The sequence below is a fragment of the Agarivorans sp. B2Z047 genome (assembly GCF_023373605.1).
Taxonomy (GTDB): Bacteria; Pseudomonadota; Gammaproteobacteria; order Enterobacterales; family Celerinatantimonadaceae; genus Agarivorans; species Agarivorans albus.
Genome location: NZ_CP088080.1, coordinates 2,728,031 through 2,746,238, shown reverse-complemented (window position 1 = coordinate 2,746,238; position 18,208 = coordinate 2,728,031). Strand labels below are relative to the sequence as shown.

Genomic DNA, 18,208 nt, shown 5'->3' with positions numbered 1-18,208 from the left:
ACAAATTTCGCTAAATTAATTTTATCTGAGATTGAGTGATATTGATTGTTTTTTTTTACTTCTAAGCTAATACTTCTTCCTGCAAATGTTAGCTTGCTCATTTTTAAACCATTAATTGATATCGCGCAAATTAATTGGCGATTGAACTTGACCAATTTTAAAAATGTTGTAAGTTTACAACCAATTTCTACATCTGTTAACACTTGGAACATTAGGTATCACTATGACAATTAAAGTTGGTATTAACGGTTTTGGCCGTATTGGACGTTTCGTATTCCGTGCTTCTGTTGAGCGCAGCGACATTGAAGTAGTAGGCATCAACGACTTAATCGACGTTGAATACATGGCTTACATGCTTAAGTATGACTCAACTCACGGTCGCTTCAACGGCAGCGTAGAAGTAGTTGACGGTAACTTGGTAGTAAACGGTAACGTTGTACGCGTTACTGCTGAGCGTAACCCAGAAGACCTTAAGTGGGACGCAATTAGTGTTGATGTAGTTGCTGAAGCAACTGGTATCTTCCTAACTGACGAGACTGCTCGTAAGCACATCACTGCTGGCGCGAAAAAAGTAGTTTTAACTGGTCCTTCTAAAGACGCTACTCCTATGTTCGTAATGGGCGTAAACCAAGAGTCTTACGCTGGTCAAGACATCGTTTCTAACGCTTCTTGTACTACTAACTGTTTAGCGCCTATCGCTAAAGTACTAAACGACAAGTGGGGCATTGAATCTGGTCTTATGACTACTGTTCACGCTACTACTGCTACTCAGAAAACTGTTGACGGTCCTTCTGCTAAAGACTGGCGCGGTGGTCGTGGTGCTTCTCAAAACATCATCCCTTCTTCAACTGGTGCTGCTAAAGCTGTAGGTGTTGTACTTCCTGAGCTAAACGGCAAACTAACTGGTATGGCTTTCCGCGTACCTACTGCTAACGTTTCTGTAGTTGACCTAACAGTTAACCTAAAAGAAGCTGCTAGCTACGAAGAAATCTGTGCTGCTATGAAAGCTGCTTCTGCAGGCGAAATGGCTGGCGTACTTGGTTACACTGAAGACCAAGTTGTTTCTCAAGACTTCATCGGCGAAACTCAAACTTCTGTATTCGATGCAAAAGCTGGTGTTGCTCTAACTGACAAATTCGTTAAAGTTGTATCTTGGTACGACAACGAAATCGGTTACTCAAACAAAGTTCTAGACCTAATCGCTCACATCTCTAAATAAGATATGTAGCTTTTAGCTAGAATATTAAAGCGACCTTTGGGTCGCTTTTTTTATAGGTAAAAATCATGATCTTAGAAAAGCTTAAACTAAAAGTTGTTAAGCAAATAGATAACGCGGTGTTTGAAGTAAGCAATACCGAAGGCATGGAATTTTATTGGATTGATCACCCAAAAGCGAAAGCACTCATCGCCCAGCAAGGCGCTCATCTTGTCTCTTACCGCCCTAACCCAGGTGAAGAAACCCTTTGGTTAAGCGATGATAGTCTGTTTACCCAAGGGAAAGCCATTAGAGGCGGAGTTCCCATCTGTTGGCCACGCTTTGGCAACTTAGGTGATGACAGCCTTCCGAAGCACGGCTTTGCTAGAACAAGCCTTTGGTGTTTAGATGAAATCAACACCAGCGAGGATAGCTGCTCAATTCGTTTGAGTCTAAATCATAGCGCTACGCCAGGCATTGCATTAACTTGCTTGTTTACCTTTACAGATAATCTTTGTTTAGACTTAGTCACCAAGAACAACAGTGACAATAAGTTTGAGTTCACCGGGGCCTTGCACAGTTATTTCATTACAGATGTAAAAAAACTACACATCGGATCACTTGGAACCCAACATTTTGATTCTTTAACCCAAAAAGTTACGGTTGAATCAGCTGGTTTTAAACTTAGTGAAGAGACAGATCGTATTTATCTGCAGTCAGCAGATAGCAATTTAATCACTAATGGTGAACGTTCATTAACCATTCATCACAGCGGTAATGACAGCGTAGTAGTTTGGAATCCAGGTGAACAACTAGCCAACCAAATGGATGATGTTAGCGACTATCGCCAATTTATCTGTGTTGAAACGGCTATCACTCAATCCCCAGTCTGTTTAGCGCCTAAGCAATCTCACTGCTTACAACAGATTATTTCTTAACAAAAAAGCCCTAGGCATTACACCTAGGGCTTTTAGTTTCAAACTGTTGAAACAACCATAAATTGATATTTATGATTCCCTTTATTTCAGATACTTAACATAAAAACAACCATATGTTGATATCACATAAAACAACCATAAATTGATATTTTCGTGAAACTGCAGCTTTGCTTAACCAATACCTGAAAGAAAACTACTTTCAGCAAAACCCTACACCACCTTTGTTTACTCTTTGCTTTCAATTTTTTCTAACATTACCATTGCAGCTTGTTGTGACGCATCTTTAATTGAAGTTCCCTCACCAAAAGTAAGCTGCCCATTAAATGAGCATTTTACTTTAAAAATTAGATTATGCTCTTCTCCTTCAGTTTGGGTAGTTTCATAGATAGGCAATGATACTTTTAAATCTTGAGCCACTTCTTGGAGCTGAGTTTTACAGTCTTTTCCAGAATTATTAATGTACTTATCATTCTCTAATAATTCCCTGATCTGCTTAAAAGGTCGGTATCGCATTGCTTCATCAATATCGGGAGCACAAAAATTCTGCTCAAACATACTTAGGTAAGATAAGCCATACAAAGCTCTGATAACGCTATTTATATATGAGCCCTGTTCACCAGAAGGAATCCGACGAGAGAAAGGTTCTATCCAAACCTTTGTATTGATCCAAGTAAATTCATTGTAGAAATCATCACTTACTAATTCCCTTGAGAGTCCTGTATGAATTTGCCCAATAGACCAATCATCACTTTCGATACATTTTTTTATCAACTCCCTTGATATTATCGCATGTTGGAGATTTACCCCCAATTGAGCCAAAGTTTTGTTGCCACCATCTGATGTTGCATATTCTTTACAAAGTTTTGCAGGAACAAATGCCACACCACTCTTGATTTCCTGTGGAATTCCAAAAAGTTGGGCAACCTCCTGTTGAAAACTGAAATTATTACACTTCGTCCACTTATTTATATCCTTAGGGCGAATATATATTTGCTGCGCACTACAGCTATGTGAGGTTGATTTGGCTATATTCAGGTTTTGATAAAGCTTACTAGCAGCGTCTTCAGAAGCTTTCTTTTTTGAGTTTCCACTGCCTAAAGCCTTTTTATTGTCAAAGCTACACTGGACAGAGAAAATTTGATTGTGTTGGGGGCCTGAAATCTCTACTACATCATATTGAGGTACCTTAAGCTTTTTGGATTGAGCATGTTCTTGTAGAACCATTTTCATTGGTTTTTCGTTTAATAAACCTAAGCTGATATCTAAAGTCTGCGCCAATTCATAAAGCCAGCCGATCTGATTCATTACCCAAGATGCTCCAAGGAGCTGCATAACTACTTGATATTCAATCTTTTCAGATTCCGCATCTTTAGTGCCACTTCCTTTTTGTATTCTATCAATTAGCCCCAGCTCAAGTAGCTTTCTTTTTACACCCGTTATCAAGGCTTTCTTGACGACACCCAGATGTCCTGAACTTGCAAGACCTACTGTATTTTGAATTAAGTGAACGGCAATTAGTTCCAAACTCGTCTTGCCGGCATTGGTGAGTAAATCTAACTGCACCTTGGAGGCGTCAGGATGTGAGGAGTGATAAAATGCAATATCCCACAGTTTGGATGGTTTGTTTGATCCTGTTAAATTTTCCAGACTATTTTCATCAATATTTTGATGCTGAGATAAAGCCACTTGACCGTTTTTGTCTGCAAGATCACTTGGCTTATAAGTATCGGAAACCTTATCATTAAATAATTTGTTGACTTGACTATCAAGGTTCTGCTGAAGGATCGACATAAAGTGTTTATTCCGAACTTTTTGCCCTTCCTCGACATCTCTCATCTCAAAAAAGTCATTGTACTTAGGCTGTTGCGTTGTCCAATCCAGAAGTTTTTTAGAAACTTCGGAAATGAACTTAGGCTCAAAACTCACATAACCTACTGGAAATGAAATATCACGTTGATCATCTAGTTGGGCATGAAACAAACTTGCAACCATTAATCCTGGAATGATCATAAATTCAGCATTTTCACCACCGAATCTAGCTGGTAGATCCATTAGTAGAGCGTCAGACAGTTTCCAAAAGTTACTCTTTAAAGTTCTCGATTCTTGATAACTCTGACAAGTCATACTTAAAATTGCTTTTGAAGTTTTTTTCCTCTTGTCGAAGAAGCCATAAACTTCATCGACTAACTTACTTAAATCAGTAGTCTTCCCCCAAGTTTTTGATTCAGCATTAGTAAGCCAGATCAATCCAGAGCTATCCGGCTTTTCCTCAAATATTACCTTAAGTCGGCTCGTTAGAATGTCTCGATTTCTTTCAGTATAAAAATTGCCAAGTAGCATAAATGTATCTTTACTTAGCTTAGTTAGTCCATTTTCATAATGATTAGCTACAGCTTTAAGGTTCAGTGTTTTAGCGTCGTCATCCCAATATTGGACTAGAAATGGGTCATTCGATGCTTCTAGGTACTGGCTAAAACTTTCCTGTAAATCCTTCGCCATATCAACTTGAATAGCAGAGTCCATGAGCGAAAACATTGATTTATCTTCGTCCCATTCGTCGACTGTTTTGGAAACATATTCCATTTTTAATATGTTCGGTGACTCTGTATCTACAAAATACTCAACCTCAAGCGGTAGTGTTGAGTCAAACCTATCTGACACATGATTGATTTTATACAAATCTTTTATTTCTGAAAAAACATCTTCTTTTAAGACAAGCTCTCTAAATAACGTAAAACTAGTATCGAAAGCTTTTTGAGCTTTACTCAATAAGTTCCGGTAGCAATCGTCTGGCAAATTGAGCGATACGCTAAAATCTTGAGAACCAGAGCGTCTCACATCAGTAGATAACATACGGAAACTATACAATTCAAACTCAACTGGGGATGCTTCGTCAGCTACTTCAAAAAAGGTAGGTCTTAAGTTCCCATTCTCTTCAGTAAACTTACTCATCGCATAGTAAGTCAACTTTACCTTTCCAGCTTCCCACTCAATCAAATTCTCTTCCTGTAAATCGTCTACAATAGCCAGCATCTCTTTGCTCGTGAAACCAAAGTAATCCTGTATCGTTTCCAAACTAGTCAAAGTTAGTGAATAGATAAGTCTAATGACAAATTCTTTAACAACTGGCAACTCACGCTTTTTACTGACGGTATAATCAATAAAAAAAGACTTCATCGGTAAGCCAAAGCAAACCTTACTTAATTGGACCTTCATTTTTTTACCTCCAGAAGCTGTGCATTTACAACCGAGTACTCTTTTTCGCTATGCTCCGATATGTATTTGAATACCCGACCAAAAGCTGAGCCTTCGTTGTGATTGTTCCACATTTCAGAATTGCCAATTACAAACAAAGCTTCTTTAGCTCTGGAAAGAGCTACGTTTGCTCGATTCTCTGAAGATACATAACCTTGAATTCCACTTGCATTACTCCTCACTAAAGAAACAATAACGATATTGTTCTCTTTACCTTGGTAACTATCGATCGTATCTACCTTTATGATTCCTTTTTCTAGTAGTGTCCGGGCCCATGCAACGCCATTAATCTCGCGAATTAGATGCCTTACTTGTTCACCATACATACAAATGATACCAATCTTAGGCTCATCATCTTCCACAAGGAGGGATTCCGCATTGTCATGAGATACCAACTTGCTCAGAAGCCCCAATATGACTTCAGACTCATACCTATTGACATAACTTTTTTGGTTTGCATTTTTTACTGTCGGTTTAGATTCAAAAGATTTCCTTTTAGCTTTACTTGTGTCAATCCAAGTCACTGGCGTACATATCTCTTCAAATAGCTCTAGATAAGGTTTTTTCGTCACGCCTCTCCCAGTCTCCAAACCACCTTCTTCTGAGTAAAAACATTCCGATATAAGGTTTCCTACTGCTGGTATCATACGATATTGGATTTTTAGAAAACGTCCTACCGTCTTTCCATAGCTAGAAACAAATGCTCTTTCAAAGTCACTACGCTTAAACTCATCAGTGCTAACTGTTGGTAAGACTCTTTTTGCAGCTTTTATATGCGCATCATCAAATAATGGTGGAAGTTGCTTATGATCCCCAACTAAAAGAACTTTGCGCCCTACCTGCATTGCAATTGCAAGTTCACTTGCCGGCGATCTAGCAGCTTCATCAATAACGACCAAATCATAAATATTCTCTTGGATTCCATAGTGATTGCGTCCAATCCCAACACAAGTTCCACAAACCAAAGTCCGTGTCTTTGATAAGAAATTTTGGAACTGCGATTGGCTAGAAGCCATAACGCTCAGCCACTCATTTGAAATAGAGACAATATTTTTGAACTTTGACAGCAAGTCACCAGAGAAAATTTCAAAGTGTTTCGCCAGCGCTGAATAAATGAAGTCTCTATAACAAGAGAGTTCGATATCACCTAGGTTCAGTTCGATACCTGTTTTTCTGGCAAAGAATTCCGGTATTTTTTTGCTTAATACTTCGATTTGGTTCACTAAAGCACCTGCGATGTCACTATCCGTATCCTTCATGCGTGAAAGTATACGGTCTAATTGCTTACCAAATGACCTCTCAAACTCAGTAGCTACTTCTGTAAAATCTTCATCAATCCCTAACTCTCGTGCAAGCTTAGTAATACGTTCTTCGTATTCAGCTTTAAATCTATCTCTGTAGTGCTCTTGGAGCGCCTTCTCTCCTACATCATCAAGCTGTTCAGAAAGTACATGCTGATCACCAAGACGAACAATATCTATTTCTGTGTCATTTCGCCCAAATAATGATCTAACTTTCTCAGTAGCATTATTGACAGCTTCGTGAGATTGACTGACCAATAATACTCTTCTGGCACCATTAGAAATACAGTAATGGATGAAAGAGCCAATAAATGCCGTTTTACCCGTGCCCGGTGGACCTTGGAGCAAACTTAGCGGTCCATATTTGTATAAGCCTTTGAAAGCTTCTCGCTGCTGCTCATTTAGCTTAAAAATCACCTTCCCATTACAGTCTAACTCAGTGTAAGAATCTAACTCAGCATCTGTTGGCTCCGATTGTTCAGTTGGTTCAACAGCGACTCCTGGAGAGAAGTAATCTGCAATATTACGGATAACACTTCTGTTATTTACCAGGTTTTCCGTCGCTAACTTCCTTTTGTTTAATGATGATGCCGTCAATGCACCTTCAAGAACCAAAGTATCACCCAGCTCAACTTTCGCTTTACCCCAAGTGCTTATTGCCATCGAATTTGGACCAATATCAACGAGAGTTCCTATTCTTCGTAACTCTCCATATCGCTCTCCATACACAAAAACACGTTCTGTATTTAAGTTGAAATCTAGAGATGTTCCTTCACTAGTATATTGAAACGTATACTTATCACCCTGAATTCTAGGGTCTGTAGATACCTCAACTCTTGGGTTACTTTCGTGCTCAGTTTTAACAAGAGCTTTCCACACATCTCTTGCATCCGTTACTTTAGAGCCTTTTATGGTCGCTGATGCTTTTGTTTCTTGGTTTGAGTTGCTTCGCTCTGATCTTTCATCATCTTTACAAAGCTCATGATATGTAGGGCTATCAAGTATTGCATCAAAAAACTCTTCAGAGACATCGCTTTCAGAATCACAAAAACAAATAACGCCATTTAGCTCAAGAATTGAATTCTTCTTACTATAGATAAAATCGTTATGCCTAACTTCATCAAGTTTAGCGTAATCGATAATCCTATTGTCGGGATTAATTAGCATACTCAGTCGGTGTTTCACACCTGTAATTCTGACAGAAACTAAGTTACCAGCTCTTCCCTTATTTAACTCAATACTTAGGTAATATTTTCCATCATCAGATAATAGCTGGCTTTGTCTTTTGGGAAGGTTCCTAGAAAAAATCTTATAGTTATTAACAAGCGTAGGAGGTTGAGGGTTCACTATATTCTCTAGATTATCGTGTAAATTAATAATCTCTTGACTCGATATTTCAGGAAGTTCGAGTAGTTTATCTACATATTTACTCAAATGTATTAACTGATTAGAAACCGAAAGATTACTAATTATTTTTACAATAGCGTAACGGTCTATACTTGCCGTAGAAATATTTTCATGGTTATCAGGTGAATACGTGGGCGTATATCGACTTTCATCTAGCTCGATGATGTCGATAAACACCAATCTATCATCACCAACAACAATGTTATTGGGATGAATATCACCATGATGGATATTTGCCGAATGTAACTCAATTAGTGACGATAAGAGTTGCTTGATTTCTGACGTTGGATCGTCAATTGATTGAGATTCAACAAACTCCTCCCAGGTACTGCCTTTTATCCACTCAAACTGGAAAAAGGCACAGGTCATTTGTGGGTTCAAACCATAGTCAATAATTTTAGGAAGACACTTTATATCTGCATTTCTTCTGATATCCAGTCTGTTAAAGAATGATAGAAGTTGACTATTAACTCCACCGTCATTTGACACATCGCTGACGCCAAACCAAGCTTTCAGGCCAAATGAGTCATCAATAGCTTTGAAGAAATTAAAAGTTCCCTCTGTCTTTACTGGGCTGATACCTCCAAAGTCGACGTAGATGTTTTTTGAAGAGTGATAACGTGCTAACAAGCCTAGTTTATCTTCTCCATCAGACTCTCCTACATTTAAAAGTATATTAAGTTCAGTAAGAGCCTCTCGCAGATCCTTAAAACGAGCAGAAGCTTCAAGCTCTAAACCTCTCTCAAACCATTTTTCAAGCCGTTCGCATATTGGGTTGTCTTCAATTGGCTCCCAGAGATAAATTCCATCTTCTTTTACAGGGGGCTTACCAAATGCAATATAGTGACATGCAGCTGCAGCTAGATATACATCACGAGTAAAATGTGTACCATGTGAATCATCGTACAACTCTTCCGGTGTTGAAATTTGATTGTGTTGCAGAATTTCACGAATATTTGATACTGTTTTATTTTTCGGGTCTGGATAAGTTGCAGTTAGGAAATTAGACAATACAACCTTACTCGGTAAAGATACCCAGATGCTGTGATTACCGAGGTCGCGGTGTGCCACCTCAATATCATGAAGGCTAGCTAAACGACTGACGAGAGCTTGAATTAGGTTGAGTCTATTTTCTTCAGTAAGCTTAGTACTGTTTTTTCTCACAAACGTATCTAGTCGTTCTTTTTTATTTGGCCATTCATACAATTCAACAAAATCAGAAGATAACTCACTAGGTATATACTCTAATCGAAGATATGTATCCTTAAGATCTTCATCTTGACTAGCGATATAACCAAGTACATCACTTTCTCTGTGAGCTATTAAAGATCTTTGTTCTGGAGTTCTAGCATGCTCTACGATGCAAGGAGAGGTGAAATCCCATCTGCGCATAAGCGCTTTATAATTATGATTATCGGAACGTTGGCTATGGTATTCAGAATATAATCCGTCCCTATGTTGGAATAAAGGATGGCCTTGCAATACATAATTATTAGCAGAGTAATTTTTCGCTTTGAAATCAGCACTATTACAAGAAAATATTTTGTCCCATTGTTTTAGGTTTTTATTAGGAGCGTCCTCTTTACGCTTTATCATCCATGAGACATCATTTTTGAAATATTTCTTATAGGCTTTGACTTCGCCGATTTTAGAGAATTCTTCTAACGTGAATACATAGTCTTGTTCATCAGGGTGTAGGTCCTCTTTACCAGCGGTTCCACATAAAACCACACAGTGATCAACCCAAGGTACAAACCTGTTACTTAAGCGCTCTTTTAATTTAGTCGATAATACTTGAGCCGACCTTCTTGCTTGGCGCACACCATTACTTCGATGCTCCTCTCGCCCATTAGGAAACTGTACAACCCACTTGCCATTTTTAGAAAAAATTTTTCCTGACCACTTTTTAAATTCAACATTTATGATCCGGTCATGGGTTACGAGAATTAAGTCACCTTCAAACTCTCCACTTTGCCTTCCTCTCATCTCTAGAGATGAATAACCTTTCCAACTATTAGGAAGGGCTTCCTCAAGCCTTTCGTTTGCTTCTCTTTCGTAGCCATTAATCCCTAAAGGGTCTAAGCATGTTATTTCCATTACCTGTCCTCTGAAAAATATTACACTAGCTAACCGAGAACAAATTAGTCATTGACGTATATAAATTCTGGTTCATTTTTATTGATTTCTTACAAGTTGCCCAGCTAACTTTAAACAACAAAATCTCACTTCATGAAGCGTTCAGTCTGGCTGGGTCAGATCCATTAGTGTTTCATAGGGAAACTAAACGATACCTACAAAACTACATCCCAACCATACGCTGCATACTTTGCGTCCAAGACGCTTTAAAAGCAGGGTCTTGTGCAAACAGCTTGTAGAGTTCTAATTCGTCTTTACGGCGTAGAAGCATGATTTCTTTCAACATCTTCTCAAACGCTAGCTCTCGCGTATGAGGGTCTGCGTTGTTTTGGTATTTAGCTTCGAAGTCTGGATGATTCCGGATACTCTCAGCAATGTTCACAAACTTAACTCGTTGCTCTTCTGGTGTTGCGCTCCAACCTTGAAACCAACGTTCGTTAAAGATTTGGATGATCTCATCTAAAGGGTCTTTTTCAGTTTCAATACCGTGAGCTCCGCGAGGGTTCGGGTTTTGAGGGTCTAACTCAGTTTCAGAGTCATCTAGCTCGATGGAGTGGTTAAGCTTAACCCTTTGTAATCCATAAGAGCTCAAATCGACTGAATCGAGTAACGAGTCTAATGCTTCTTTATCCGGGTCTTCGATGGAAAGTTTTGGAATCAAAAACTTCAAGAACCAGAACAGTTTTTCCCACTGAACGACCTCATAAGGCATGATAGATGCCATCTGGCCGTAGATTTTCACAAACTGCTTAGCCTTCACTTTGAAATCGACTTTAAATTCGTTCTCTAGTTCTAACTCGTGGTTAAAACGCGCAGCTGCGATATCAATGATTGGGCTGAGATCCTGAGCATCTCTTCCTTCAAAGAAACGCTTGTTGAACTCCTCAACCTCAAACCATTCATAAACACCTGTGTCGTCCATTTCATCTTTTAGCTCATGAAGAACGTTGACGTCTGTTGCTCCTGATAGCGTTGTAGAACAATGAAAGTCATTAAACGGTTTTTGAATATCCTCTATCGAATTGAAGAAATCCAATACAAATATATCTTCAGTCTTCTTACCCAAATTCAAAGCAGAACGATTCAGCCTAGAAAGAGTTTGTACACACAGTACATTCGCCAGTTTTTTATCCACATACATTGCACAAAGCTTCGGTTGATCAAAGCCCGTCAAATACTTATTCGCCACAACCAATAAACGGAAAGCATCTTGATCTACATGCTTAGGAATTGGGGAGTCCGACTCCTTACGCTTGTAATTCACATCAAAATAATCTTTGGTATCCCCTTCTGGGAACCCATTAAGATCTGCTTCAGTGTATTCAATACCATCAACTTCTTTGGTGCCAGAGAATGCAATGGCAACTTTAAATGGGTTACCCATCTTGTCGAGTTGCCTTGTTAAGGCTCGATAGTAACGGATAGCTGACTCAATATTTTGAGTCACCACCATGCCTTTGCCTTTACCCTTAAGCTTCTTACCGTTAATCACATGTTTGATAAAATGCTCAAGCATGATCTCAGCTTTGGTATCAATCGTTTGTTGGCTTGCCTCTACATACGCTCGCAAACGCTTCTGCGCTTTCTTACTGTCGAACTCAGGGTTATCTTGGATTGATTTTTCAATCTCGTAATAACTCTTATAAGTCGTGTAGTTGGCAATAACATCGAGAATGAACCCTTCTTCGATCGCTTGTTTCATCGAATACAAATGGAAAGGAGCGTAAGTTCCGTCCGCTTGTCGCTGACCAAACTTTTCTAGAGTGGTGTTTTTGGGCGTTGCGGTGAACGCAAAATAAGAGGCATTACCACGCATCTTACGAGAGCGCATTGCCTGTAGAATTTTGTCCTGAGCATCTTCTAGCTCTTCCACTTCCTTCTTACCCATTGCTCGGTTCATATTGTCGTGAGCAGAGCCTGACTGTGAGCTGTGGGCCTCATCAATAATGACTGCAAAGCGCTTATCACTTAAGTCGGCAATACCATCAATAATGAACGGAAACTTCTGAATGGTGGTAATGATGATTTTCTTGCCATTCTCTAATGCAGACTTTAGCTCAGACGATTTGAACGCTGGTGCAACAATGTTCTTCACTTCGGAGAACTCTTTGATATTGTCGCGTAGCTGCTTATCGAGCAATCGACGGTCAGTAACAACGATGACCGAATCGAATAGAGGTACTTCTTTCCCTCTACTTCCTGGTAGATCATCGCTGATAGGATAAGTTTCGATGAGCTGATATGCAGCCCATGTAATTGAGTTAGATTTACCTGAACCCGCTGAATGCTGTATCAAATACGTTTGCCCGACACCATTAACTGAGCAGTGATCAACCAAGCGACGTACGACATCCATTTGGTGATATCGAGGGAAGAACAAAGTCCGTTTATCCAACTGCTTTTTGCTGCTGCCATCAAGGCGAACAAAGTGCTGAATAATATTAGCGATGCTTTCCTTACGGAACACCTCTTGCCACAAGTAAGCCGTCTTGTGGCCATATGGGTTAGTAGGATTTCCTTTACCTAGATTGAAGCCTTTATTGAACGGTAAGAAGAATGTCTTTTTGCCTGCCAGTTTGGTCGTCATATAGACTTCATCGGTATCAACCGCCATATGAACCAAACAACGTGCGAAGTTCAACAGAGGTTGATTCGCGTCTCTATCATCTCGGTACTGTTTCTGACCATGATAAGCCGCATTTTGTCCCGTCCAATGGTTTTTTAACTCAAGAGTAATCAGCGGAATACCATTGATGAAAAGCACCATATCGATCTCTTCCAATGGATTTGCATTGGAATAACAAACTTGGCGAGTCACACTGAACAGGTTGGCAGAAAAATCTTTTTTTACCTTCTCAGAACTACTGGCGAGTGGCGCTGGATACATTAACGTTAAAAACGCATCATCAACGTCTAGCCCCTTTTTCAACAAACGCAAAACACCATGACGCTTGATCATACGATCGAAACGCTCAAGGATTTTTCTCTGCCAATCGTGAGGGCTAGTGCGCTTAAGTTTTTCTAACTCACTCGCTTGAGTATCTTCGAGGAATTGCCAAAACAAACGGGTATCTAAAGCGTACTGTTTGTCAAAGTCACTTGGAGAGCCAATAAGATAAAGATCATTATTGTAATTAAGAGGCGCTTCACCCAGCGCTAACTCTTCTTTACAAATACCAGCTAAACCTTTTTCAATTGCGGCCTCTAGCGCCTGTTCATTTGTTTTACTAACCATAAATACCACGTTGTTTGGTTTGATGACTCGAAGTTTTTACTTATGTTTATAGTGCTGAGCAAATACAGCCATCATGTCTTCTAGATGGTCATCTATCTGCTGTTTTCCCCATAATCGCTGCTCTTTTACAGCAAACATCTCTCTTAATTTAAGCGCGTCGAAATAGGACTTCCTATCGAAATCAATACGTTTCTTGTCAACGTCTTGATTGCTGTAAGAAGAGTTTTCACCGGGACTAAGTAATACTAAATTACCAAATGAGTTTAACGTTTCATATGCTAACTCACTCTTATACTCATCATTTTGAGGGTGAACATGTTCTACTGAGTTTTTGGATGTGATTCGGTACTTCTTGAACTTATTCAATTCTTCAGGAGCCAAAGAAGATTCTGAAGCCTTCATTTGCTTCCAAATCAAATATTCAAGTTTTTGAAACCAGTAATGCTCGAAGCTCGTCCCTAACGACTTTGCAAAATACGTCGATTGAGATTGCCAACTCTGGCAGTTGGGCTCTGCTCCCTCAGCCAGTGCAAAGCTGGCCTCTTTCTGAGTATCAATTGATAACGACATTTTGTTGTCGATGTTTTCTAGCAGCTTTAATGCCTCAACGTCTTGTTTGATACTCAAACGGATCAAGCCTGAAATAAATGGTGTTAACCAATACTGGGCGCTGCGCTCTCCGGTAAAGTTGCGAACACTTTGTAAAAGCACACTATCCGTCAGCTCTTTTTGCGTTCGGTTGATGTAGTAAGTGTCATTCGACTTGCTACGAGATTGATACGTTAAACCAAGCTGCGCATCTGCTGCATCGTCACGTTCAACCCATTTCACAACCCAACGGTCAAACTGGTAGCGAACCTGCCATAGCGTTTCGATAAACTGCTTTACAGATTGCTCATCACCGTTGATAAGCGGTTCGAATATCTCCAACAAGCGATCACTATGCAGACGTGGCTCAATATCATTATGATCATTAAGCGCTAAGTAGACTCGGTAAGCGTGAATCAATAACAGCGGGAACTTGATGATTGGGCGACAGTAAACTGTTTCAACGTCCAAATCGTAGGTTTCAAACTTCTCTTGCTCGGTACTATCCGGAATTGAACTTGCTTTAACTTGTGACGCTAACTGAGCAATCGACAAACCAGGTAACGCCTCTGACGTTTCATCTTTTGCAGCGAACCGTTCAGCATCAAAAGACGCCAAGTGTTCGGGTTCAATATGGTACCAATCAGCATTAGGGAATACTTTGCGTACATTGCGTTCAAAATAGTTTTCCAGATGCTCACACGCCACCCACATTGCATCATACTGTGCTTTGTTAGTATGAATATGTTTGAACAGCTTCGCCTTTAAAATATCCGCTTGCTCTAACTGAATGCCAGCGGTATTCATGGTGGCGAACAATCGGTTTAAGTCCATTTGTGTTGGGACAATGTTGTTCACCCATTGAACTTGGCGGTAGAGGTAATCCCCCATGGCTTCGGCACTCACCACGTCGTCTGATTTAAGTTTCTCTACCTCTTTGGTCAATACATCTAACGCCACGCCCATCTGTTTCAAATAAGCATTGTCGGCGATCGTTTCCTTAGACGGCACTTGATAATCCTTAAGCCCCGCTAGGCCACCTAAAAGCTGCTGAACTTGCTCACGAATTGAGAATTGGAGACGTGGCTTATCTTCATCATCACTCGATGTATAAACAGCAAGCCCTGCAAGATCAGATTTAATGCCTGCGTATTTAAAGGCAATGGTCATGAGCATTAGCGTTGTCGTGCGCTGCTGACCATCGATCAGCTCATAAATCCGCTCTCCATCTTGTTCAATGCGAGACGACAGGATGGTGCCGATAAAATAGTTTGGCTCTTTTAATCGACACGCTTCTTTAATATCTCTGAACAGCAGCAAGACATCATCATCTGACCAGACATAAGGACGCTGATAGCTAGGAATAGAAAACTGGTAGTTATCGGTGTAGATTTTCTCAAGCGTCAGAAGCTCAGTTTGCACTGATAAGTGATCACCCATGTTTTGCTCCTAACGCAGAGATGTGTTGGCTAAATGCAGGGCCAAATTGATTAGCATAATCTTGCTTTTCTATATGAAGGCCAAAGTATTGAGACACTTTTTCGACGAAACGTTTTTTAACGCTGTTTTTATCAAAGCCACTCTTGTCCACCGACAACTTAAAACCGTCTAGCTGTGCGAAACACTGCTCTGGGGTATAGCTCATCGCAATCCAGTCCAACACTGGGGTTTCTTTTACGAAAGCAGGAACCGATTTCTCTTTTACTGCTTTTTGGTTCTCTACACGTCGAGAGTAAACCACGCGGAATAGCTTTTTCGCTGCGATCTCTAGGCTTTGCTGCCCATGTTGGCTGATGTAAAGCAGCAAACAAACGTCATAAAGCTGTTTAAGATAACCGCAGCCATCAAGTTTACACACCAGATGTTGATAGAACTCGTAAAAACCTGCAAGCTCACCTTGCGCTGTGTTATTCAATAAATAGGTTTGGCGTAGCTGCTCAAAATACTGCAAATAGTGAATGGTATTAGCGCCACTATTTAGCGGCTGACGCAACTCATAGCCAACTTGAGGCTGCGCCAAACTCTTACCACCGTTGGGCATATAAGTACGAGCAATTCTACCAAAGGCAATATCGTCGCCTTTGCCTGTGTGCTCTGCCAGTTCGGTAACAATGCTAGTACGCACTTGCTGAGTTTGGTTGTGTAGCGGGTAGTCTCGGAAGTTCAGATATTGCCAATAGCGACCACGCAGCAAAATATCGACAACTGAGTTTAAATCCCCTAGTGCTTCCCAACGAGTGGCAAAAGTGTTTACCGCAGATTTATCCTTTTCATCCACCGCTCGAAGATGGTGCGCTTTGATAATATCTGGCCCAGCTAATCGCACCCCGCCCGTGTTTTGGGTTTCAAAAAATCGGTAGGCTTCATCTTCGCTGTCGGTCACTACCAAGGTGATGTTGATTTGAGCAAAATCGATAACAGCCAAAGACGCTTCATGCTTATACAGCCAACCAAGATTGTGTTTGATTTGTTGTTGGCTCTCTGGCGATTCGTAAACTAGCTTAAGATCGGCATGTTTATTGGCTAAGTAAGAAATCAACGCCATTGTGGTCAGGCGTTGCTGACCATCGATGATATTCAGCTTATAGCCTTGTTGATGCAAGATCACACTGCCCAAGTAAAATGGGCAATGCTCTACTTCAGGTTTACCAACTAGCTCTTTCTGATGAAGCTTAAAGTCATTCAACAGGCGAGTTATTTGCTCTTCATTCCAGCGATAGGGGCGCTGATATTCAGGGATGGCAAGCATCCCATGAACGTCTTTTTTAACCTTACCGTCAGAAGCTAAAATCGGCACACCAGAGAACAGCTTTTCCAGTGTGCAACTGGCAACAACAACCGCCATTTATGCCAGCTCCGTCACTTTAATTTTGCCAGTTACAGCGCTATTTATAAGGGTAGTTTTGTATTCTTTGAGCTTATTGATTTGTTGCTCGTACACGGAAATTCCATCATCAATTAGACCAAACTCTTTCTTAACGAAACTAACAATTGCTCTCTGCTCTTCGATTGGTGGATATGGTACATCCACAACGCCAAACTTATCGAAATACAAACGAAGGCGCATATCCATAATTCCGCGAGAGTGTCGCTTTAATTCTGAAGAGAAAATTTTCGCTCGAAATAACAAATGATAAAAGTAACCATCAACCTCTATTCTTGGTCTTAAAATATCGTAAGCAGGGCTCGTTACTCCGTCATAATCAGATAGACCTATTGCCCCCATCCATGCAAGTAACTTGTTTACAATAATATCCCCGGACTTAACTATCCAATACCCATCTGTAGAAGACGCTTTATTTCCACGCTCCTCAAGCTCTTTTCTTGGTTTAACACCGATATCTGAATACACCGACAATAACTCATGAGAATTATTTTTTTCTGAGGCTTCCATTACCATTTCAAAAATGTGTTTCACTCGCTTCATTTCCCAATGTTCAGGAACCTGTTCTATCCAATCCACACCAGAATTTTTCATCGACACATCAGGATTTAAACCTTGCGTCACTGCTTGCTGAATAATGATTTGTTTCCGTTCTTTCAGCAACTCAATTTGCTTTTGTTTGATTGCAATAGCGTCATCAACAATCGCCGATTTATTCTTCAATAAACGTACAATGTCTTTTTGCTCTTCAATAGGTGGAAGTAAAAGCGGAATGTCATATAAGTCATCAGTGTACAAGCGAATGAAGCCCTCCATTACGCCAGTTACTCTTCTTTTAAACTCGGACAAATACAGAGGTAAATTAAGAGCATAATTTAAAAACTCTATATCCAAAATATCGGCCTGCTTTACCTCGTATACAGAGTAATCCGGACTTGTAATCCCAAAGATATATGAGACAGAAAGCAAACCATTAACTGCCTGCATCTTATTAATCACAAGTTGATTTGGAGCAACTTTTTTATACCCAACCAAGCTTTCTGCTCTGCCCGCGCGTTCCTCGAAACTATCCTTCAGCGCTACTCCTCTATACTTGCTCAATGCTAGAAGAGGCTCTTTACCAGTAGTAGTTCGTTCATTGCGTTCGCTCAGCAAATATTTCATTCTACAAATCTGCCAAGTGGCTGGGATTGCTCCGATCCATTCAACGCCAGAGTCTTTATATGCCTCATATTTAGGCGTCTGCTCAATCATAGTATTACTCATCAG

General features: G+C 40.2%; 8 protein-coding genes. 2 read left to right on the top strand and 6 right to left on the bottom strand.

Going from position 1 to position 18,208, the window contains the following annotated elements:
* Positions 1 to 223: 223 nt before the first annotated feature.
* Together gap and LQZ07_RS12675 are read left to right on the top strand one after the other, a co-directional pair.
* Positions 224 to 1,219, top strand: coding sequence for a type I glyceraldehyde-3-phosphate dehydrogenase (gene gap, locus LQZ07_RS12680; RefSeq protein ID WP_016403289.1), 996 nt, complete (start codon positions 224 to 226; stop codon positions 1,217 to 1,219).
* 65 nt (positions 1,220 to 1,284) lie between these two features.
* Positions 1,285 to 2,133 (top strand): D-hexose-6-phosphate mutarotase, encoded by an 849-nt coding sequence (locus LQZ07_RS12675; protein WP_152782823.1) that lies wholly within the window; start codon positions 1,285 to 1,287, stop codon positions 2,131 to 2,133.
* 225 nt (positions 2,134 to 2,358) lie between these two features.
* Here LQZ07_RS12675 and LQZ07_RS12670 read toward each other — a convergent pair whose 3' ends face one another.
* The 6 genes from LQZ07_RS12670 to LQZ07_RS12645 all read right to left on the bottom strand — a co-directional run bounded on the left by LQZ07_RS12670 (position 2,359) and on the right by LQZ07_RS12645 (position 18,205).
* On the bottom strand, positions 2,359 to 5,349 hold the full coding sequence (locus LQZ07_RS12670) for a putative dsRNA-binding protein (RefSeq protein ID WP_152782820.1): 2,991 nt from the start codon (positions 5,347 to 5,349) through the stop codon (positions 2,359 to 2,361).
* Entirely contained in the window at positions 5,346 to 10,193 is a 4,848-nt protein-coding gene (locus LQZ07_RS12665; RefSeq protein WP_152782818.1) for an AAA domain-containing protein, read from the bottom strand. The genes LQZ07_RS12670 and LQZ07_RS12665 overlap by 4 nt, the downstream gene beginning before the upstream one ends.
* A 202-nt stretch (positions 10,194 to 10,395) precedes the next feature.
* The gene (locus LQZ07_RS12660; protein WP_152782816.1) at positions 10,396 to 13,467 is read right to left on the bottom strand and encodes a type I restriction endonuclease subunit R; all 3,072 of its coding nucleotides are present in this window, start codon (positions 13,465 to 13,467) and stop codon (positions 10,396 to 10,398) included.
* 36 nt (positions 13,468 to 13,503) lie between these two features.
* Entirely contained in the window at positions 13,504 to 15,495 is a 1,992-nt protein-coding gene (locus LQZ07_RS12655) for a DUF262 domain-containing protein (protein ID WP_152782813.1), read from the bottom strand.
* A complete protein-coding gene (locus tag LQZ07_RS12650; protein WP_152782810.1) occupies positions 15,488 to 16,900 on the bottom strand; it encodes a DUF262 domain-containing protein in 1,413 nt (470 codons plus the stop codon). The genes LQZ07_RS12655 and LQZ07_RS12650 overlap by 8 nt, the downstream gene beginning before the upstream one ends.
* Positions 16,901 to 18,205: a restriction endonuclease subunit S gene (locus tag LQZ07_RS12645; protein WP_152782807.1), complete on the bottom strand. Its 1,305-nt coding sequence runs from the start codon at positions 18,203 to 18,205 to the stop codon at positions 16,901 to 16,903.
* Positions 18,206 to 18,208 lie beyond the last annotated feature (3 nt).